Genomic DNA, 19,343 nt, shown 5'->3' with positions numbered 1-19,343 from the left:
CGTACGGCAGGACAGGGCCGAGCCGGTGGCCGACCGGACCGGTCGGTTGATGGTGGGAAATGTCCGGGCAGAGCAAGCTACGCACGATCTCACTTCTTTTTTGGGGGCGCCAGTGCTTCACAGAACGTCTCGACCGGTGTGGCGGCGGTGGTTCGCCGCGCTCGCCGCACCGGTGCTCGCGGTCGGCCTCCTGGCCGCGCCCGCCCATGCGGCGGATCTCACCCCGGTAACCAGCACGCTCACGTCGGCCAACCCGGCGGACAACATCCCGCACGCCCAGGACGGCGACACCAAGGCGTTCGCCGAAATCGGCAACACGATCTACGTGGGCGGTTCGTTCACCTCGGTCAAGGCGGCCGGGGGCACCAGCTGGACCTCCCGCAACTACCTGTTCGCCTACGACCGGACCAGCGGCGCGCTCAAGGCCGACTTCAGCCCGACGCTCGACGGCGCGGTGCACGCCCTCGCCGCCAGCCCGGACGGCAAGCTGATCGTCGGCGGCGCGTTCAAGAACGTCAACGGGGTCAGCCGCAAGAACCTGGTCCAGCTCGACCCGGTGACCGGCGCGACGGTCACCAGCTGGGTCGGCCGCAGCGACGGCGGCCTGGTCCGCCGCACCGTCGTGGTCGGCAACAAGCTCTACATCGCCGGCGCGTTCCACTGGGTCAACGGCACCGAGCACTCGCTGCTGGCCCGGCTCGACGCGACCACCGGCGCGATCGACCCGAGCTTCCAGATCGACGCCAGCGTCGCCCGCGCCAGCAGCGAGCTGGTCTGGGGCCTGGCCGTCGCCCCCGACGGCAAGACGCTGGTCGCGGTGGGCAACTTCACCGAGGTCAACGGCCAGCCCCGCAACCAGGTGGTGGTCGTCGACCTGGACGGCACCCCGGCGGTCGCCAACTGGAGCACCCAGCGCTACGTGGCGCCCTGCTACAGCGGCTCGTTCCCGTTCTACGCCCGCGACGTCGACTTCTCCGACGACGGCACGTACTTTGTGATCATCGCCGACGGTGGCCGGGGCGACGGGGCGTACTGCGACGCCATCGCCCGGTTCGAGACCGCCGACCGGGGCGCGGCCATGGACGCCACCTGGGTCAACTACACCGGCACCGACTCGGTGACCTCCGTCGAGGTGGCCGACAACGTGGTCTACGTCGGCGGGCACTTCCGCTGGCTGAGCAACGCCAACGGCAACGACTCGGCCGGCAGCGGCGCGATCAACCGGTTCGGGCTCGGCGCGCTGGACCCGATCAACGGCCTGCCGCTGGTCTGGAACCCGACCCGCTCGGGTGCCCCGGCGGGCACCACCACCTGGGGCCCGATCATGTGGGAGCTGTGGCGGGGCAGCACCGGCCTCTACGCCGGCTTCGACTCCGACGGCCTCGGCAACGAGTACCACGGCCGGATGGGCCTGTTCCCGCTGGCCGGTGGCCGTACCGTCGCGGCGACCAACGCGCCGACGGCGTCGTCGGGCTACCTGTACGTCGGGACCGGCAACGGGCAGACCGCCAAGGTGTCGTTCAACGGCACCACCCTGGGCACCCCGGTGACCAGCGCGCAGGCGAACCTCACCGCGTCCGGCGCGGCCTTCTCGGTCGGCAACAAGCTCTACTGGTCGAAGACCGACCCGACCGCCGCCGGCGGTAGCTACCTGGGTGTGTCGATGTTCACCGGCGGCACGGTGGGCGCACCCTGGGTGAGCAGCGGCTACAACGACTGGTTCAACCCCGCCACGATGGCCGGCGCGTTCTACCTCGACGGTCGGATGTACTACACCAAGGCCGGCACCAACAAGCTGTTCTACCGCTACCTGGAGCCCGACGGCTACGTCGTCGGCTGCACCGAGTTCACCCTGCCCAGCGTGGGCCTGAACTGGGGCAACGTGCGGGGGATGGCCTGGGTCGACGGTAAGATCGTCTACGGCAACACCAACGGCTCCCTGCGGGCCGTGCCGTTCGACGAGACCGCCGTCGACGGCGCCGCCTCGGTCGAGATCGCCCCGGCCGGCGGCGACGTGGACTGGTCGAGCAAGACGCTGTTCTTCGCCACTTCCTGAGCCGCACCCGCCGTGGGCGGCCCGCCGGTGTCCCGGACACCGGCGGGCCGCCCACGGCGCAGTGGGACCGGTCGGCTGTCGACCACAGGTGAACGGTCGGCGACAATGGGAACACCAGCGGTTCACACCAGGGCCGTTATCGGCCCGAGCCGGCCCGCCCCCCGCATCGCAAGAGGACCTGACTGATGGATGTGACCGACGTCACTCCCGCCCGGCAGCGCCCGGTCGGCCTGGCCGAGTTGGCCCGCATTCCGCTGCGGCGGTGGCGCACGGTGCTCGCCGCCACCGGGCTGGTGCTGTTACTGGTGGCCGCCTACGTGCTGGTCTTCCCGGCCACCTACACCGCCACCACGGCCGTGGTGGTCCGCCCGGTGGTCACCGACCCGTTCTCGGTGCCCTCCGGCGGCGCCGACCGGGCGGTCAACATGACCGCCGAGAGCGGGATCGCCACCAGCAACGACGTCATCGACAAGGTCGCCTCGATCACCGGCCGGGACACCACCGCCGTGGCCGACGCGCTCACCGTGGAGACGCCCGTCGGCGGGCAGGTGATGCGGTTCACCTACGCCGGGCACAGCGAGACCGAGGCGGTCAACGGCGCGAACGGCGCCGCCGAGTCGTACCTCGACCTGCGCAAGGGCATGTACGAGAACCAGCGCGCCGCCGTGCTCAAGTCGTACGACGAGACCATCGCCCTGGTCACCAGCCAGCGCACCACCACCCAGCGGTCGCTGCCGGCCAACCAGGGCACGTCGAGCCCGTCGCCGCGCACCAGCGCCCTGCTCGACCAGTTGCGGGCGCTCAACGACCAGCTCGCCACCCTCGCCGAGCAGCGTTCCAAGATCGCCTCGGCGGACCTGAGCCCCGGCTCGGTCACCAGCGCCGCCCGCATGCCCGTCCCGTCGAGCCGGGACGCCGCCCCGCTGATCCTGGTCGCCGGGCTCCTCGGCGGCCTGCTCGTCGGCGGGCTGGTCGCCTTCGTCAGGGAGTCCATGGACCGCCGGGTCCGCACCGCCGGTGAGGCCTCCGCGCTGGTCGGTGCGCCGCTGCTGGGCACCGTCGGGCGGGACCGCGCGGGTCGGCTCTCCGACACCGACCTGCGCTACCTGGTGCTGGCCCTGGGCCGCTGGGTGGACGGGCCGACCCCGCTGCCCCTGGTGCTGCTCTCCAGCGCCGCCGACGAGCAGCGGGAACAGGTCGCCGCCGGGATCGCCGCGGCACTGGCCCAGGCCGGGCACGAGGTGCGCCTAGGGGTCGCCCCGGAGGGCCAGGAGCGCCTGCGGGCGCTGCTCACCGACGCCCAGCGCCGGCACCCGGCCGTCGAGCCGACCCGGCCCCGGGTGCCCCGCCCCCGGCCGATGCCCAGCAGCGTCCCCGCCCCGGCTGCCGCCACTCCGGCCACCGGCGGCAACCCGGAGGACACCATGGTCATCCCGCCGGTCCGCAAGCCCCGGCCGTTCCCCACCGACGACCCGAAGAACGGTGGCGTCTACCGTTCCACCACCACCTCGGCGGACAAGACCGAGATCATTCCCAGGGTGCTGCCCAAGGAGGTCCCCGCCGCCGACGGCGAGCAGCTGCGCATCGGCGCCGGCGCGGTACGCCTGGTTCCGCTGGAGGCCCCGGTGGCCGGCGGTGTCACCGTGATCGACGCCCCGCCCGCCCTGCACGATGAACGGGGTGTCCGGGCCGCCCGGGAGGGCCGGGCCGTGCTGGTCGCCGCCCGCGACAAGACCCGTACCGGCCGGCTGGGTCAACTGGTGGACCGGCTGCGCGCGGTGGGCGTCGAACCGGTCGGGTTCGTGGTGACGGGAGAGAAGCGTGACTGAGCCGACGACCACCGGACACCCGCCGGTCACCGTGGTGATCGCCACCCGGGACCGGCCCGGCCTGCTGGAGCGGGCCGTGGGCGCGGTGCTCGCCCAGGACTACCCCGGGCCGGTGGAGTGCGTCGTCGTCTACGACCACACCGACCTGCGGGAACTGGACGTCGACGTGCCGGCGGGACGCACCCTGCGCTACGTCCACAACACCCACCGGCGGGGGCTGCCCGGCGGCCGGAACAGCGGCTTCGACACCGCCACCGCCGACCTGATCGCCTTCTGCGACGACGACGACCACTGGCTGCCGGCGAAGCTGCGCCGGCAGGTGGAGCTGCTGGCGCAGCGGCCCGACGCCGCCGCCGCGAGCTGCGGCATCCGGCTGGAGGGGCCGGGCATCGCCAAGGAACGGCAGCTCGACCGGGCCGAGGTCGGCCTGCCCGACTTCGTCGAGGACCGGATCATGGAGGTGCACTCCAGCACCATCCTCATCCGCCGCTCCACCTGGGAGGCCATCGGCCCGGTCGACGAGGAACTGCCCGGCGGCTACGGCGAGGACTACGAGTGGCTGCTGCGGATCGCCGGGCACGGCCCGGTGGTGATCGTGCCCGAGGTGCTGGTGGTGGTCGACTGGCACGGCGGCTCGTTCTTCTTCGGCCGGTGGGCGACCATCGTCGAGGCCACCCGCTACCTGCTCGACAAGCACCCCGAACTGGCCGGGAGCCGCACCGGCCTGGCCCGGTTGCACGGGCAGATCGCGTTCGCGCTCGCCTCCGGCCGGCGGCGCGGTGAGGCGGTGCGGGAACTCGGCCGGGTGATCCGGCTCAACCCCCGCGAGAAGCGGGTGCTGGTGACCGTCCCGGTGGTGCTCGGGCTGCTGTCGGGGGAGCGGGTGCTCCAGCTCGCCCAGCGCCGGGGCCGGGGTGTCTGACCGGCCGGTGCCCGGGGCGCGTTCCGGGCCGCCGCCGCTGCCCACCTGGCCCCTGCTGGCGATGTTCGGGCTGGTCCCGCTCTGGTGGATGCTCGGCGGCTTCTACCTCGGCTGGTCGGCGTTCGGGGTGGTGCTGCTGGGCCTGATGGTCACCCGGGGCCGGGTGGCGCTGCCCGCCGGCACCGCCTGCTGGCTGGTGCTGCTCGCCCTGGTGCTGCTGAGCTTCACCCGGCTCGACCGGGCCACCGCCTACCTCACCTCCGGGCTGCGCTTCGGCTTCATGCTGACCGCCCTGATCGTCTGCGTCTACGTCTACAACCTGGTCCGCGACGGCGTCCCCTGGGAGCAGGTGCTCCGCCCGCTCGGCTGGTACTGGCTGGGCGTGGTCGCCCTGGGCTGGCTGGCCGTGCTGGCACCCCAGTTCCAGCTCACCACCCCGGTGGAGATGCTGCTGCCGGGCGGCATGTCGGGGGAACGGTTCATCCAGGCGTTGACCCACGTGCGGGCCAACGAGTTCAACCCGGTCTCCCGGGCGCCGATCTACCGGACCGCCGCGCCCTACCCGTACACCAACAACTGGGGTACGGCGTACGCGCTGCTGGTGCCGTGCGTGCTGGCGTACCTGACCTCGGTGCGTACCGGCAAGTTCCGGGTGGCGCTGCTGGTGTCGTTGCCGCTGTCGATGGTGCCGGCGTTCATGACCCTCAACCGGGGCATGTTCCTCGGCCTCGGGGCCGGGCTGGCCTACCTGGGACTGCGGGCGCTGGTGCGGGGCAACGCCAAGCTGATCGCCTCGATCGGTGGGCTGGTGCTGCTGGTCTGGGTGGTCAGCCTGGTGGTGCCGGTGCAGGAGCTGATCGACAACCGGGTCAGCAGCACCGACACCAACGTCGACCGGATGGACCTTTACGTCCGTACCCTCCAGGCCGTCGAGCGTTCGCCGCTGCTCGGGTACGGCGCACCGAACAGCGTCGACACCACGCTCGCCGAGGAACCCCTGGGCACCCAGGGGATGATCTGGCAGGTGCTCTACAGCCACGGCATCCCGGCCCTGGTCGCCTTCCTGGCCTGGCTGGCACTGATCGCCAAGCGGCTGGCCGGCGCGGTCTCCCCGGCCGGGCAGTGGCTGAGCACCATCCCGGTGATCGCCCTGGTGGTGATCCCGGTGTACGCCTACATCGACCCGAACATGTCGGTCATCTTCTTCGCGGTCGGTGCCGGGCTGGCGGCGGTCAGCGGGCCGGTGAACCGCGCGGTGACCCTCGCCCCGGGAGTCGCCGACGCCCGCGCGCCACGTTCGGCGACGGGCGGCTCCGGCGTACCGCCCACCGCGTCCGGCACCACCGCGTCCGGAACGGCTGCCGTGCCGACCCGGGCGTCGGCCGCCGTACCGATCCCGCCGGCTCGGGCCGCCGTCACCGTGCCACCCCGACCCACCAGGGCCACTGCTGCCGTTCCGACCTCCGCTCCGCCCGCGCCGGCACCCCCGGCCCCGACCCCGACCCCGGCACCCCCGGCCCCGCCGCCGACCCCGGCCCCGTCCGCGCCGGCACCCCCGGTCGGACCCCGAACTCCGGCCCCGTCCGCGCCGGCACCCCCGGTCGGACCCCGAACTCCGGCCCCGTCCGCGCCGGCACCCCCGGTCGGACCCCGAACTCCGGCCCCGTCCGCGCCGGCACCCCCGGTCGGACCCCGAACTCCGGCCCCGTCCGCGCCGCAGCCGCCGGTCGTATCCCGGCCACCGGACCCGGCCCCGCCTCCGGCGTCGGTTCCGGGCCGGCCACCGGCCCCGTCGCCGGTTCCGCCCTGGCCCCCGCCCCAGGCTCCGGCCCGTCCCCGCCCACCCGCCCCAGTGCCGGCCCAGGGGTCGTCGGCGACCTCGCCTCCGGTCGCGGCCCCGCCTCCGGCCTCCGGGCCGGTCGCGGACCCGGTGCCCCGCCGGACCGCGATCCCCCTCCCCGGCCCGGCCCGGCCGCCGGCTGCCCACCCGCCGTCGTCCCCGGCCCCGACTGCTGCCGCGACCTCGGCCCCGGCTTCCGCCCGGCCCCCGGCGGCGACACCTGTCGACGGCTCCCGGCCGGCCGGCGGGGTGGACGCGCCGACGGTGGTGCAACCCGCACGCGTCGGCGGCGACACCCCACCCGGCATCCCACCCCGCGCCGGGGAGCAGGGCGGCACCGGGAACCAGACCCGCACCGAGGACGGCAGGGAGCAGACATGAGACGACCGGGAACCGGAACCACTCCGGCGGTGCCCCGGCAGCTCGACCGTCGCGCCGCCGACCCGGGGTCGCCGGCGTCGACCGGCCCGGCGGTCACCGACCCGGGGGGCGGCTCCGGCGAGGTACGACGCAGCGCCCGCAACGGTGCGGTCGGGTTGGTCGGCGCGGCGGTCAACGGCGCGTTGGGCTTCCTGCTCACCGTGGTCATCGTGCGCGGCTTCGGCACCGACGGCTCCGGTGCGCTGTTCACCGCCATCGGCGTGGTCACCATCCTGGGTGCGGTCTGCTGCGCCGGTGCGGACACCGCACTGGTCTGGGCCCTGCCCCGCCGCCGGGTGGGTGCCGACGGCGACGCCGCCCAGCTGCTGCCTGTCGCGTTGCTGCCGGTGCTTCTGCTCACCGGGGTCGTCGCGGCGGTGGGCGCGCTCACCGCCGACCTGCTCGCCCCGGTCTTCTTCGCCCGGTCGGACGGGCCGACGCTGCTGCGCCTGGCGTTCCTCGCCCTGCCGGTCACGGTGGCGATGACCGTGCTGCTCGCCGCCGTCCGGGCGGTCCGGCCGGTGACCGCCGTGGTCGGCATCCAGTACGTGCTGGTGCCGCTGGCCCGACCCGCCCTGCTGCTGGTGACGGTCGCCACCGGTGCCGGGGTGGTGGTCGGGTTCGGCGGGTGGCTGCTGCCGGTGGCGTTGGCGGTGGTCGCTGCCGCCGTCCTGCTGCTGCGGCCTCTCGGCCTGCTCGCCGGGGCACGGCTGCGGCCGGACGGCGCGGACTGGCGTACCCTCTGGGGCTTCGCGTTGCCCCGGGCGGTGTCGGCGGCCATCGACGCGAGCAGCATGTGGGTCGGGGTGCTGCTCACCTCGGCGTTGGCCGGCGCGGAAGAGTCCGGCGTCTTCGGCGCGGTCGGCCGGTACGCCCTGGCCGGGCTGTTGATCATGCAGGGGTTGCGGGTGGCCGTCGCACCCCAGTTGTCCCGGCTGCTCGGGCAGGGGCGCACCGCCGACGCGGCGCTGGTCTACCGACGGGTCACCGTCGTGATCATCCTGCTGTCCTGGCCGGCGTACCTGCTGCTGGCGGTGTTCGCGCCCGGGTTCCTCAGCCTCTTCGGCGACGGGTTCACCGCCGGGGCCGCGCCGCTTGCGGTGCTCGCCGGGGCGATGCTGGTCAACTCGGGGGTGGGCATCGTGCAGACGATGCTGCTGATGAGCGGCAACAGCGCCCGGCACCTCCAGGCCACCGTGGTCGGGCTGGCGCTCACCGTCGGGCTGGGCTTCCTGCTCATCCCCGACCACGGGGCGCTCGGCGCGGCGTACGCCTGGACGGCCGGCGTGGTCGCCGAGAACGTGCTGGCCGCGGTGGCCGCCCGGGTGGCGATCGGCGAGCCGCTGCTCACCCGCTCGGTGGGCTGGGCGGCGCTCGGGGCCGGCGGCGGCGCGGCCGTGGTGGCGGTGCTCAGCGCGCTGGTCGCCGGCCGGGGCGTGGCCGGCCTGGCGCTGGCCCTGGTGGTGCTGGCGGTCGTCGCCGCCGGGTTGCTGCTGGACCGGCGGGTCCGGAACACGGTCCGGGCCGCCGTGACGATGCTCAGGCCGACCGAGAGCGGCCGGACGATGCCCGGCCCGAGACCGGCGTGACGAGAGGGAAGACGATGACGATCCGCGACCGCCTCAAGGGTGTGGTCCCGCACCAGGTCAGCCACCAGGTGCGCAGCTCGCTGGTCCGCTACGGCGAACGGACCAGCGACCGCCGGCCGCTGCCGGACTTCCTGATCACCGGCACCAAACGGGGCGGCACCACCTCACTGTGGCGATACCTGCTGGCGCACCCGCTGGTGCCCCGGCTCTTCCCGGCCTGGAACACCAAGACCTCGCACTACTTCGAGGAGAACTGGGGCCGGGGTGAGGCGTGGTACCGGTCGCACTTTCCGACCGTCCGGCACCGGCAGGCCCTGGAACGCCGGCACGGTGGGCCGGTCCGCGTCGGTGAGGCCGCGCCGCTGTACATGTTCCACCCGCTCGTCGCGCAGCGGGTGGCCGAGCTGATGCCCGACGTCCGGTTGATCTTCCTGCTCCGGGACCCGGTGGAGCGGGCGTACTCGCACTGGAAGGAGCGGCGTACCGAGGGCAGGGAGCCGCTGGACTTCGCCGAGGCGCTGGCCCGGGAGGAGGAGCGGACGGCGGGGGAGCGGGAGCGGCTGATCGCCGACCCGACGTACTTCAGCGAGGCGTACGACTGGTACACCTACCGGGCCCGGGGCCGCTACCTGGAGCACCTGACGCCGTGGCTGGACCGGTTCGACCGTTCCCAGCTGCTGATCCTGCCCAGCGAGACGCTGTACGCCGAGCCGGCCGCCACCTATGCCCGGGTGCTGGACTTCCTCGGCCTGCCCCCGCACCGGCTCGCCGCCTACGAGGCGCACAACCACCGGCGCAGCAGCGCCATGCCCGAGCAGGTACGGGAAGAGCTGAGCGCGCACTTCGCCCCGCACAACGCGGCGTTGGAACAGCGACTGGGGATGCGCTTCGACTGGTCGTGAACCCGGTCGACGGCCCGCCCGACGCAGCTCGGCGTCCGCAGGGCGGGACGGACCGGACAGGGTGCCGACGCCGGCACCGGGCGTGACAGACTGACCGTCGTGTTGCGTTGGCTGACTGCAGGTGAATCGCATGGTCCGGCTCTGGTGGCGTTGCTGGAGGGGGTGCCCGCCGGGGTGGCGGTGACCACCGGTGAGATCGCCGGTGAGTTGGCGCGTCGTCGGCTCGGCTATGGCCGGGGCGCCCGGATGGCGTTCGAGCAGGACGAGGTCGAGCTCGTCGGTGGCCTGCGGCACGGATTGACGTTGGGTAGTCCGGTCGCGATCCGGGTGGGTAACTCCGAGTGGCCGAAGTGGCAGACGGTGATGGCCGCCGACCCGGTCGATGCGGACGAGTTGGCGAGTCAGGCGCGGAACGCCCCGCTGACCCGTCCCCGGCCTGGCCACGCCGACCTGGCCGGCATGCAGAAGTACGGTCACACCGACGCCCGGCCGATCCTGGAGCGAGCCAGCGCCCGGGAGACCGCTGCCCGGGTGGCGGTGGGCACCGTGGCGAAGGCCCTGGTGAAGCAGGCCCTCGGCATCGAGATCGTGTCGCACGTGGTGGAGCTCGGCTCGGTGGCCGCGAAGCCGGGGCTACGGCCGACGCCCGAGGACGCGCAGCGGATCGACGCGGACCCGTTGCGGTGCCTCGATCCGGACGCGAGCGCCCAGATGGTCGCCGAGGTCGACGCCGCGAAGAAGGCCGCCGACACGTTGGGCGGGGTGGTGGAGGTGTTGGCGTACGGGGTGCCGCCGGGCCTGGGTAGTCACGTGCAGTGGGACCGGAAGCTCGACGCCCGGTTGGCGACGGCGTTGATGTCGATCCAGGCGATCAAGGGCGTCGAGATCGGGGACGGCTGGCAGCAGGCCCGGTCCCGAGGCTCGGAGGCGCACGACGAGATCATGCCGACGGCGACCGGGGTGCGTCGGGTCACCGACCGGGCGGGTGGTCTGGAGGGTGGGATCACCACGGGTGAGCCGGTGCGGGTGCGGGCGGCGATGAAGCCGATCTCGTCGTTGAACCGGGCTCTGGCCACGGTGGACGTGACCACGGGTGAGCCGGCGACGGCGATCAACCAGCGGAGCGACGTGTGTGCCGTTCCCGCCGCTGCGGTGGTCGCGGAGGCGATGGTGGCGTTGGTCCTCGCCGAGGCTGCGGTGGAGAAGTTCGGTGGTGACTCGGTGGCTGAGATCCGTCGTAACGTCGCCGGTTACCTCGACAGCCTGATCATCCGGTGAACAGCGGCCGTCAAGAAGGGCCAACCCGGTGACGAAGCCTGTCTGTGTGCTGGTCGGGGCACCCGGTTCCGGCAAGAGCACCGTCGGCGCGGAACTGGCCACCCTGCTCGGGGTGGCGTTCCGGGACACCGACGCCGACATCGAGCAGATGGCGGGCAAGCCCATCCCGGAGATCTTCATCGACGAGGGTGAGGCGCACTTCCGGGCGCTGGAGCGGGCCGCGGTGCTGGCGGCGCTGACCTCGCACGCCGGGGTGCTCGCCCTGGGTGGTGGGGCGATCCTCGCCGAGGAGAACCGGGCCGCGTTGGTCGGGCACACGGTGGTACACCTGTCGGTGGAGTTGACCGACGCGGTGAAGCGGGTCGGGCTCGGTGCCGGCCGGCCGTTGCTGTCGGTCAACCCGCGCGCCACCCTGAAGCACCTGATGGACCAGCGTCGGCCGCTCTACGCGGAGGTCGCGACCGCGACGGTGGTCACCGACGGCCGGACGCCGGAGGAGATCGCCGCCGAGATCGTCACCCTGATCAGGCCCTGACCGCGTGTGGCCGGCGGTCGGGGCGAGCCGGGACCGCCTGGTTCCGGCGGGGGGCGGGTCGCCAGGTGACCAGCAGGGCCAGGGCGAGCAGGATCTCGGCCAGGTCGCCGACGTAGTACATCACTGTCGCCGCCACCCGTAGCTGGGCTGCCGGCGCGGCGGCGTCCACCAGGCCGGCGTACATCAGTTGGGCGAGGGTGGCGTGGGCGGCGACGGACAGGCCCAGCACCACCAGGCGTACCGGCACGCCGGGGCGGTGCGGCCCGGGGTCGGGGCCGGCGACCGACCAGGTGAAGACGTACCCGCTGACCAGGAAGTGCAGCAGCAGCACCGGATGCAGGCCGGGGTGGGTGAGGGTGGCCCGGTACAGCGGCGTCAGGTGCAGCAGGTAAAGGCCCCCGGCGGTGAGCAGCAACCCGGTGACCGGATGGCTGGCGACCGTCACGGCGGGCCGCCGCAGCAGCCGCAGGACGGCCCGGCCGGTGCGGGGCGGGACGCTGCGCAGGGCCAGCGTGCCGGGCGCGCCGAGCACCAGCCCGAGCGGCGCGAGCATGCCGACCAGCAGGTGCTGCCACATGTGGCCGACCAGGTCGTGCGCGGGCAGCAGCAGGGCCACCGCGAGCAGCGCGGTGCCCGCGCCGAAGCTGGCGGTCCGCCAGTGGCTCCACCCGGCGTGTCCCGGGTCGCGTTGGCGCAGCGCGGCGGCCAGGTAACCCCAGAACACCACCGGGGGTACGAGCAGCAGCAGCCCGACGCCGCCGCCGTGCGCCCCGGTCATCGCCGGTCGGCGCAGGTGTCCACGGCCGTGGCCCGGCGCTGCACCGCCCAGCCGAGGGCCACCAGTGCCGCCCCGAGCAGCAGGAAGCCGACGTCCCAGGCGGTCTGGTGCGGGCCGCCGTGCACGTGGTGGATGCCGAGCAGGTGGTGGTCGACGATCCCCTCGACCAGGTTGAACAGCCCCCACCCGACCAGCGCCCAGCCCCAGAGTGCGCCGGAGCGCCACAGCCGGCCCCGGGACCGGGTGACCCGGGAATAGAGCAGGGCCAGCCCGGTGAGCACCGCCACCCAGGTCACCACGTGGAACAGCCCGTCCCACAGGGTGTTCATCTGCAACCCCGGCACGGTGTCCACCGGGTACGCCCTGATCCCGACGTTGTCGCTGCCGGTGCTGCTGAGCATGTGGTGCCACTGGAGCACCTGATGCAGGACGATGCCGTCGACGAAGCCGCCGAGACCGACGCCGAGGATGGTGGCCGGGAGCCGGATGTCCGCACCGTCGACGGTGGTGCTGCCCATGGGGTTCCTCCACGTTCGGGTCGGCACGTTCGGGTCGCTCCCGTCCCCGGTGCCCGGGGCCCGTGGGGCTAAACGCCGGCCCGGCCGTCGGGTCACGCCGGGAGGCCGGGCCGCCATCAGGTGGACATTCCCCGTGCCAGGGCCGGGGCTGGACTAGGCTGCCGGCGATGGACGAGGTGACCCGGATTCCGGTCGGCGGCGAACGGCCGTACGACGTACTGGTCGGGCGGGGCCTGCTGGCCGAGCTGCCCGCGTTGCTGCCCGACGCGACCCGGGCGGCGGTGCTGTACGCGCCGCCCCTGCGGGCGCTGGCCGAGGAGATCGGCGGGCGGTTGGCCGGGGCGGGGATCACCCCGTTGGCGATCGAGGTGCCCGACGCCGAGGCGGGCAAGCGGGTCGAGGTGGCCGCCGACTGCTGGGAGCAACTCGGGGCGGCCGGCTTCACCCGTACCGATGCGGTGGTCGGGGTGGGCGGCGGTGCGGTGACCGACCTGGCCGGCTTCGTCGCGGCCTGCTGGTTGCGTGGGGTGCGGTGGGTGCCGGTGGCGACGTCGCTGCTCGGCATGGTCGACGCCGCCGTCGGCGGCAAGACCGGGGTGAACACGGCGGCCGGCAAGAACCTGGTGGGGTCGTTCCACCCGCCGGTCGGGGTGCTGGCCGACCTGGGCACGCTGGACAGCCTCCCGCCGGCCGACCTGGCCGCCGGGCTGGCCGAGGTGGTCAAGTGCGGTTTCATCGCCGACCCGGTGATCCTGGACCTGGTCGAGGCGGACCCGACGGCCGCCGTCGACCCGACCGGCCCGGTGGCCCGGGAGCTGATCGAGCGGGCGATCCGGGTGAAGGCCGACGTGGTCTCCGGTGACCTGCGCGAGTCGGGGGTGCGGGAGGTGCTCAACTACGGGCACACGCTGGCGCACGCGATCGAGAAGGTCGAGGGGTACCGCTGGCGGCACGGGCACGCGGTCTCCGTCGGCACCGTCTACGCCGGCATCCTGGCCCGGTTGGCCGGCCGGCTGGATGTGGCGACCGCGCAGCGGCACCGCAGCGTGCTGGCGGCGCTGGACCTGCCGACCAGCTACCCGGCGGAGGCCTGGCCGGAGCTGCTTTCGGCGATGCGGGTGGACAAGAAGGCCCGGGGCAGCCGGTTGCGGTTCGTGGTGCTCGACGGCCTGGCCCGCCCGGCGATCCTGGACGGCCCGGACGACGAGCTGTTGCACGCCGCCTACCGGGAGGTCAGCCGGTGACCACCGGGACCACCCCCCGGGTGTACGTGCTCAACGGGCCGAACCTGGGCCGGCTGGGCACCCGCCAGGTCGACGTGTACGGGGTGACCAGCTACGCCGACCTGGTGAAGCTCTGCGTCGAGACGGGCCGTGAGCTGGGGTTGGACGTGGTGGTGCGGCAGACCGACGCGGAACACGAGCTGGTCGGCTGGCTGCACGGGGCGGCGGACGAGGGCGCGGCGGTGGTGCTCAACCCGGCGGCCTGGTCGCACTACTCGATCGCGGTACGCGACGCCTGCGCGTTGCTGCGCGCCCCCCTGGTCGAGGTGCACATCTCCAACATCCACGCCCGGGAGGAGTTCCGGCACCACTCGGTGGTGTCGGCGGTGGCCACCGGGGTGATCTGCGGTCTCGGCGTGGACGGCTACCGGCTCGCGCTGCGGCATCTCGCCACCCGGCTCGACGGGGCCGCCTGATCCCCCCGTTGGTCACTCTGTGTGACGGTCGGGGGGTGGGTCGGGCCCCGGTCGACGGCCCCGCCACCGATTAGACGCAGCTAGTAGACTTGTCAGGTCTGTCCGCCAATTGATGATCAAGGCAGGAAATGGCATCCACCAACGACCTCAAGAACGGCCTGGTACTCAACCTCGACGGGGAGCTGTGGTCCGTCGTCGAGTTCCAGCACGTCAAGCCCGGTAAGGGTGGGGCGTTCGTCCGCACGACGCTGAAGAACGTGCTGTCCGGCAAGGTCGTCGACAAGACCTTCAACGCGGGCACCAAGGTCGAGACCGCCACCGTCGACAAGCGCACCATGCAGTACCTCTACGCCGACGGTGAGGACTACGTCTTCATGGATCTGGAGACGTTCGACCAGATCACCGTCCCCGGCGGCACCGTCGGCGAGGCCGCCAACTACCTCCTCCCCGAGGCCGAGGCGACCGTCGCCACCCACGAGGGTGTGCCGCTCTACATCGAACTGCCCACCAGCGTGGTGCTCCAGGTCACCTACACCGAGCCGGGTCTGCAGGGGGACCGGTCGACCGGCGGCAACAAGCCGGCCACCGTCGAGACCGGCGCGACCGTGCAGGTGCCGCTGTTCATCACCACCGACGAGAAGATCAAGGTCGACACCCGCGACGGCCGTTACCTCGGCCGGGCCTGATGGCCGAGGGGGCCAAGCAGCAGATGCCGGCGCGCCGCAAGGCGCGCAAGCGGGCGCTGGACGTGCTCTTCGAGGCCGACCTGCGGGACCGGCCCCCGGTCGAGGTGCTCGCCGGCTACGTCGAGCGGATCGAGAAGCCGCGTCCGGAGCACCTGGACTACGCGATCGGTCTGGTCGAGGGGGTCGCCGGGCATCTCGACCGGATCGACGAGGTGATCGCCAGCTACGCCGAGGGCTGGACCCTCGACCGGATGCCGGCGGTCGACCGCAACCTGGCCCGGATCGCCGTCTACGAGCTGCTCTACGTCGACGAGATCGACGACGCGGTGGCGATCAGCGAGGCGGTGGAGCTGGCCCGGCAGATGTCCACCGACGATTCGCCGCGTTTCCTCAACGGCATCCTCGGCCGGATCGCCGAGTACGCCACCCGCTGAACGTGGCCGCCCGTGGCGCGGGCGGGACCTGCGCCGCAACGAGAAGGGCCCGTGCCGGACGGCACGGGCCCTTCTCGTTGCGTGACCGCGGATCAGGAGGCGAAGAACGCCCGCGGGTCGGCGACCAGCACACCGTGCTCGGTGAGCCGTTCGATCAGACCGGACGGCGAGGCGTCGTAGACGATCGCCAGGGCGCGCAGGTCGTCGGCGCGGATGGAGAGCACCCGGCCGTTGTAGTCGCCACGCTGCTGCTGGATGGCACGGGCGTAGCGGGCGACGTAGGCGAGGTCCTCGGAGGCCTCGTCGTACAACCGCTCCAGGTCGAGGACGATCTTGCTGGTGGGCTCGTGCCGTACCCCGCTGCCGTCGGGCAACAACTCCGAGACGGGAACGCGGTAGAAGTCGGCCAGCTCCGCCAGTCGGGACACGGTGACGGCCCGGTCGCCACGCTCGTACGAGCCGACCACCACCGCCTTCCAGCGTCCGTTCGACTTCTCCTCCACCCCCTGCAGGGACAGGCCCTGCTGCTGGCGGATGGAGCGCAGGCGGGCGCCCAGCGACTTGGCGTATTCAGAGGGCATTCGGACACTCCCAGTGCTGTGCTTTAGGGGTTCTCCCCGCGATCGCTACGGAGCGTGACGGTACGGGGATTGCGACACGTGGTCAAGTGCTCGTGACATTCCCATCGGAGATAGCGGGTGAGTTGTCCGCATTTCACCGTCCTGATCCGGGGATCAGTGGGTCGCAGCGAACGGCCAGGTGACCGCTGGTAACGTGGCCGCCAGCCCCGGTCGGGCCCCCGACCCGACCGGACACCCCCGACATCCTTTAACGACCCGTCCCGTGAGGCGGGGAAGGAGGTCCGCCGTGGCCTGCCCACCGGCTGCCGACCCGTCGCCCGAGCGGCAACCCTCGGTGAAGGTGATCCTCGCCAGCGCCGACGTCCAGCGCGTCGTCGACCGGATCGCCCACCAGATCCTGGAGAAAACCCAGGGCGCCGCCGACACCGTGCTGCTGGGCATCCCCACCCGGGGCGCCCCGCTGGCCCGGCGGCTCGCCGCCCGGATCAGCACCTTCGAGGACGTCGACGTCCCGGTCGGGGTGCTCGACATCACCCTCTACCGCGACGACCTGCGCCGGCACGCCACCCGCGCGGTCGGCCCGACCCAGCTGCCCCCCGGCGGCATCGACGGCAAGCGGGTCGTCCTCGTCGACGACGTGCTCTTCTCCGGCCGCACCGTTCGGGCCGCCCTGGACGCCCTCAACGACGTCGGCCGGCCCGCCTCGGTGCAGCTCGCCGTGCTGGTCGACCGGGGGCACCGGGAACTGCCGATCCGCGCCGACTACGTCGGCAAGAACATCCCGACCGCGCTCGCCGAGAGCGTCAAGGTCACCCTCGTCGAGACCGACGGCACCGACGAGGTACGGCTCTGCGGGGGGACCCGGTGACCACGACCCGACGCCACCCGGCAGGCCCGAACGAGAGGCGGCCCCGCTCATGATCAGACACCTGCTCTCCGGGGGCGACCTGGACGCCGGCACCGCCACCGAGATCCTCGACACCGCCGCCGAGATGGCCACGGTCGCCGGCCGGGAGGTCAAGAAGCTGCCCGCGCTGCGGGGCCGGACGGTGGTGAACCTCTTCTACGAGGACTCCACCCGGACCCGGATCTCGTTCGAGGCCGCCGCCAAACGGCTCAGCGCCGACGTGATCAACTTTTCCGCCAAGGGTTCCAGCGTCACCAAGGGCGAGAGCCTGAAGGACACCGCGCTGACCCTCCAGGCGATGGGGGCCGACGCGGTGGTCGTCCGGCACCCCGCCTCCGGGGCCCCGCACCGGCTGGCCAACTGGGTCGACGGCTCGGTGGTCAACGCCGGTGACGGCACGCACGAGCACCCGACCCAGGCGCTGCTCGACGCGTACACCATGCGGGCCCGGCTGGGCCGGCTCGCCGGCCTGCACGTGGCGATCGTCGGCGACGTGCTGCACTCCCGGGTGGCCCGCTCCAACGTGCTGCTGCTGAGCACCCTCGGCGCCAAGGTCACCCTGGTCGGCCCGCCGACGCTGATCCCGGTCGACTGGGCCGCCCGCGCGGGTGTCGGGTCCGTGGCGACCGACGCCGACCCCGGCACCGACGTCTGCTACGACCTCGACGCGGTGCTGCCCGGGGTGGACGTGGTGATGATGCTGCGGGTGCAGCGGGAACGGATGAACGACTCCTACTTCCCCTCGGCCCGCGAGTACGCCCGCCGCTACGGGCTGGACGGCCCGCGCCTGCGCCGGCTGCCCGAACACGCGATCGTCATGCACCCCGGGCCGATGAACCGGGGGATGGAGATCACCCCCGAGGTCGCCGACTCGCCCCGCTCCACCATCGTCGAACAGGTCGCCAACGGGGTCTCCGTGCGGATGGCCGTGCTCTACCTGCTGCTCGGAGGGAACAACCGGTGACCGCGTACCTGATCAAGAACGTGAGCGTCGTCGGCGGCGCGCCGACCGACCTGCTGATCCGCGACGGCGTCGTGGCCGAGACCGGCCCCGGGCTGGACGCGCCGGACGCCGCCGTCGTCGACGGCACCGGGCTGGTCGCCCTGCCCGGCCTGGTCGACCTGCACACCCACCTGCGCGAACCCGGCCGGGAGGACGCCGAGACCGTGGAGTCCGGCTCCCGGGCGGCGGCGCTCGGCGGCTACACCGCGGTCTGCGCGATGGCGAACACCTCGCCGGTCGCCGACACCGCCGGCGTGGTCGAGCAGGTGTGGCGGCTCGGCCGGCAGGCCGGGCTGGTCGACGTGCAGCCGATCGGCGCGGTCACCGTCGGCCTGGCCGGCGAGCGCCTGGCCGAACTGGGCGCGATGGCCGACTCGCCGGCCCGGGTGCGGATCTTCTCCGACGACGGGCACTGCGTCGCCGACCCCAAGCTGATGCGCCGGGCCCTGGAGTACGTCAAGGCGTTCGACGGGATCATCGCCCAGCACGCCGAGGAGCCCCGGCTCACCGAGGGCGCGCAGATGCACGAGGGTGAGGTCTCCACCCGGCTCGGGCTGACCGGCTGGCCGGCCGTCGCCGAGGAGGCGATCATCGCCCGGGACGTGCTGCTCGCCGAGCACGTCGGCAGCCGGCTGCACGTCTGCCACGTCTCCACCGCCGGCAGCGTCGAGGTGCTGCGCCAGGCCAAGGCGCGCGGGGTCCGGGTCACCGCCGAGGTCACCCCGCACCACCTGCTGCTGACCGACGAGGTGGTGGCCGGACGCGGCGTGTTGGCCAGCCCCGCGCTCGGGGCCGACTGGAGCCCGACGGCCAGCTACGACCCGGTGTTCAAGGTCAACCCGCCGCTGCGCACCGGCACCGACGTCGCCGCGCTGCGCGCGGCGCTCGCCGAGGGCGTCATCGACGTCGTCGCCACCGACCACGCGCCGCACGCCGTGGAGGACAAGGAGTGCGAGTGGGCGTACGCCCGACCGGGCATGCTCGGTCTGGAGACGGCGCTGTCCGTCGCCCTCGACGTGCTCGGCCCCCGGTGGGATCTGATCGCCGACCGGATGTCACGGACCCCGGCCCGGATCGCCGGGCTCGACGGTCACGGCCTCGACCCGACGCCCGGGGCACCGGCGAACCTGACCCTGGTCGACCCGGCCGCCCGTCGGGTGGTCGAGCCCGCGGAACTGGCCAGCCGCAGTCGTAACACCCCGTACGCCCGCATGACGCTGCCGGGTCGCATCGTGGCGACCTTCCTGCGCGGCGAGCCGACGGTCCTGGACGGAAAGGCTGTCAAGTGATCCGAGCGAGGAACGTAGCGAAGCGGAGTCCCGCAGTCCGGATCGGAGGAGACGCGTGATCCGAGCGAGGAACGTAG

The 19,343-nt window shown here is 73.2% G+C and carries 18 protein-coding genes; 15 read left to right on the top strand and 3 right to left on the bottom strand.

Annotated features, from left to right (window positions below):
• Positions 1–49: 49 nt before the first annotated feature.
• From ACWCHM_RS16805 to ACWCHM_RS16770, 8 genes are all read left to right on the top strand, one after another.
• Positions 50–2,056, top strand: coding sequence for a delta-60 repeat domain-containing protein (locus ACWCHM_RS16805; protein WP_454223096.1), 2,007 nt, complete (start codon positions 50–52; stop codon positions 2,054–2,056).
• Between the two features lie 185 nt (positions 2,057–2,241).
• Entirely contained in the window at positions 2,242–3,885 is a 1,644-nt protein-coding gene (locus ACWCHM_RS16800; protein WP_454218985.1) for a hypothetical protein, read from the top strand.
• Positions 3,878–4,807, top strand: coding sequence for a glycosyltransferase family 2 protein (locus ACWCHM_RS16795; RefSeq protein WP_204961377.1), 930 nt, complete (start codon positions 3,878–3,880; stop codon positions 4,805–4,807). The genes ACWCHM_RS16800 and ACWCHM_RS16795 overlap by 8 nt, the downstream gene beginning before the upstream one ends.
• A gap of 7 nt (positions 4,808–4,814) precedes the next feature.
• The gene (locus ACWCHM_RS16790; protein WP_454218984.1) at positions 4,815–7,028 is read left to right on the top strand and encodes an O-antigen ligase family protein; all 2,214 of its coding nucleotides are present in this window, start codon (positions 4,815–4,817) and stop codon (positions 7,026–7,028) included.
• Positions 7,025–8,656, top strand: coding sequence for a lipopolysaccharide biosynthesis protein (locus tag ACWCHM_RS16785; protein WP_454218983.1), 1,632 nt, complete (start codon positions 7,025–7,027; stop codon positions 8,654–8,656). The genes ACWCHM_RS16790 and ACWCHM_RS16785 overlap by 4 nt, the downstream gene beginning before the upstream one ends.
• Positions 8,657–8,670: 14 nt before the next feature.
• Positions 8,671–9,558 (top strand): sulfotransferase family protein, encoded by an 888-nt coding sequence (locus tag ACWCHM_RS16780; protein ID WP_281898885.1) that lies wholly within the window; start codon positions 8,671–8,673, stop codon positions 9,556–9,558.
• Between the two features lie 99 nt (positions 9,559–9,657).
• Positions 9,658–10,836, top strand: a complete 1,179-nt coding sequence (gene aroC / locus ACWCHM_RS16775; RefSeq protein ID WP_204961381.1) for a chorismate synthase — start codon at positions 9,658–9,660, stop codon at positions 10,834–10,836.
• A 28-nt stretch (positions 10,837–10,864) separates the two neighbouring features.
• Positions 10,865–11,371, top strand: a complete 507-nt coding sequence (locus ACWCHM_RS16770; protein ID WP_204961382.1) for a shikimate kinase — start codon at positions 10,865–10,867, stop codon at positions 11,369–11,371.
• Here the strand turns inward: ACWCHM_RS16770 and ACWCHM_RS16765 are convergent.
• Positions 11,361–12,149 carry a cytochrome c oxidase assembly protein gene (locus ACWCHM_RS16765; protein ID WP_454218982.1) on the bottom strand — a complete coding sequence of 263 codons (789 nt, stop codon included), beginning with the start codon at positions 12,147–12,149 and terminating at the stop codon, positions 11,361–11,363. The genes ACWCHM_RS16770 and ACWCHM_RS16765 overlap by 11 nt on opposite strands.
• The gene (locus ACWCHM_RS16760) at positions 12,146–12,667 is read right to left on the bottom strand and encodes a DUF2243 domain-containing protein (protein ID WP_088645224.1); all 522 of its coding nucleotides are present in this window, start codon (positions 12,665–12,667) and stop codon (positions 12,146–12,148) included. The genes ACWCHM_RS16765 and ACWCHM_RS16760 overlap by 4 nt, the downstream gene beginning before the upstream one ends.
• A gap of 167 nt (positions 12,668–12,834) precedes the next feature.
• Between ACWCHM_RS16760 and aroB the strand changes: the two genes are divergently transcribed.
• The 4 genes from aroB (at position 12,835) to nusB (ending at position 15,486) form a co-directional block, all read left to right on the top strand.
• The gene (gene aroB, locus ACWCHM_RS16755; protein ID WP_454218981.1) at positions 12,835–13,911 is read left to right on the top strand and encodes a 3-dehydroquinate synthase; all 1,077 of its coding nucleotides are present in this window, start codon (positions 12,835–12,837) and stop codon (positions 13,909–13,911) included.
• Entirely contained in the window at positions 13,908–14,366 is a 459-nt protein-coding gene (aroQ, locus tag ACWCHM_RS16750; RefSeq protein WP_204961384.1) for a type II 3-dehydroquinate dehydratase, read from the top strand. Before aroB ends, aroQ begins: the two co-directional genes overlap by 4 nt.
• Before the next feature lie 128 nt (positions 14,367–14,494).
• Positions 14,495–15,052 (top strand): elongation factor P, encoded by a 558-nt coding sequence (gene efp, locus ACWCHM_RS16745; protein ID WP_088645221.1) that lies wholly within the window; start codon positions 14,495–14,497, stop codon positions 15,050–15,052.
• A 23-nt stretch (positions 15,053–15,075) separates the two neighbouring features.
• Entirely contained in the window at positions 15,076–15,486 is a 411-nt protein-coding gene (gene nusB, locus ACWCHM_RS16740) for a transcription antitermination factor NusB (protein ID WP_204927718.1), read from the top strand.
• Positions 15,487–15,578: 92 nt separating this feature from the next.
• On the opposite strand, the gene bldD is transcribed toward nusB, so the two are convergent.
• Positions 15,579–16,067 carry a transcriptional regulator BldD gene (gene bldD / locus ACWCHM_RS16735; RefSeq protein WP_013285505.1) on the bottom strand — a complete coding sequence of 163 codons (489 nt, stop codon included), beginning with the start codon at positions 16,065–16,067 and terminating at the stop codon, positions 15,579–15,581.
• A gap of 286 nt (positions 16,068–16,353) precedes the next feature.
• On the opposite strand from bldD, the gene pyrR reads away from it, so the two are divergent.
• Genes pyrR through ACWCHM_RS16720 form a run of 3 tightly spaced genes read left to right on the top strand, consistent with a single transcriptional unit; the run spans position 16,354 to position 19,266 of the window.
• Complete coding sequence (pyrR, locus tag ACWCHM_RS16730) at positions 16,354–16,935, top strand: bifunctional pyr operon transcriptional regulator/uracil phosphoribosyltransferase PyrR (protein WP_302742278.1); 582 nt, start codon at positions 16,354–16,356, stop codon at positions 16,933–16,935.
• Positions 16,936–16,984: 49 nt separating this feature from the next.
• Positions 16,985–17,938, top strand: coding sequence for an aspartate carbamoyltransferase catalytic subunit (locus ACWCHM_RS16725; RefSeq protein WP_204927588.1), 954 nt, complete (start codon positions 16,985–16,987; stop codon positions 17,936–17,938).
• The gene (locus tag ACWCHM_RS16720) at positions 17,935–19,266 is read left to right on the top strand and encodes a dihydroorotase (RefSeq protein WP_454218980.1); all 1,332 of its coding nucleotides are present in this window, start codon (positions 17,935–17,937) and stop codon (positions 19,264–19,266) included. Before ACWCHM_RS16725 ends, ACWCHM_RS16720 begins: the two co-directional genes overlap by 4 nt.
• Positions 19,267–19,343 lie beyond the last annotated feature (77 nt).

Source organism: Micromonospora sp. SCSIO 07396, assembly GCF_053667945.1.
This window is presented reverse-complemented; position numbering and strand designations above follow the sequence as displayed.

Excerpts from the sequence above, each read along its gene's own strand:
- ACWCHM_RS16805 (WP_454223096.1), top strand. The coding sequence starts at position 50 with ATGGTGGGAAATGTCCGGGCAGAGCAAGCTACGCACGATCTCACTTCT.
- ACWCHM_RS16800 (WP_454218985.1), top strand. The coding sequence starts at position 2,242 with ATGGATGTGACCGACGTCACTCCCGCCCGGCAGCGCCCGGTCGGCCTG.
- ACWCHM_RS16785 (WP_454218983.1), top strand. The coding sequence starts at position 7,025 with ATGAGACGACCGGGAACCGGAACCACTCCGGCGGTGCCCCGGCAGCTC.
- ACWCHM_RS16780 (WP_281898885.1), top strand. The coding sequence starts at position 8,671 with ATGACGATCCGCGACCGCCTCAAGGGTGTGGTCCCGCACCAGGTCAGC.
- ACWCHM_RS16765 (WP_454218982.1), bottom strand. The coding sequence starts at position 12,149 with ATGACCGGGGCGCACGGCGGCGGCGTCGGGCTGCTGCTGCTCGTACCC.
- ACWCHM_RS16760 (WP_088645224.1), bottom strand. The coding sequence starts at position 12,667 with ATGGGCAGCACCACCGTCGACGGTGCGGACATCCGGCTCCCGGCCACC.
- aroB (WP_454218981.1), top strand. The coding sequence starts at position 12,835 with ATGGACGAGGTGACCCGGATTCCGGTCGGCGGCGAACGGCCGTACGAC.
- efp (WP_088645221.1), top strand. The coding sequence starts at position 14,495 with ATGGCATCCACCAACGACCTCAAGAACGGCCTGGTACTCAACCTCGAC.
- nusB (WP_204927718.1), top strand. The coding sequence starts at position 15,076 with ATGCCGGCGCGCCGCAAGGCGCGCAAGCGGGCGCTGGACGTGCTCTTC.
- bldD (WP_013285505.1), bottom strand. The coding sequence starts at position 16,067 with ATGCCCTCTGAATACGCCAAGTCGCTGGGCGCCCGCCTGCGCTCCATC.
- ACWCHM_RS16725 (WP_204927588.1), top strand. The coding sequence starts at position 16,985 with ATGATCAGACACCTGCTCTCCGGGGGCGACCTGGACGCCGGCACCGCC.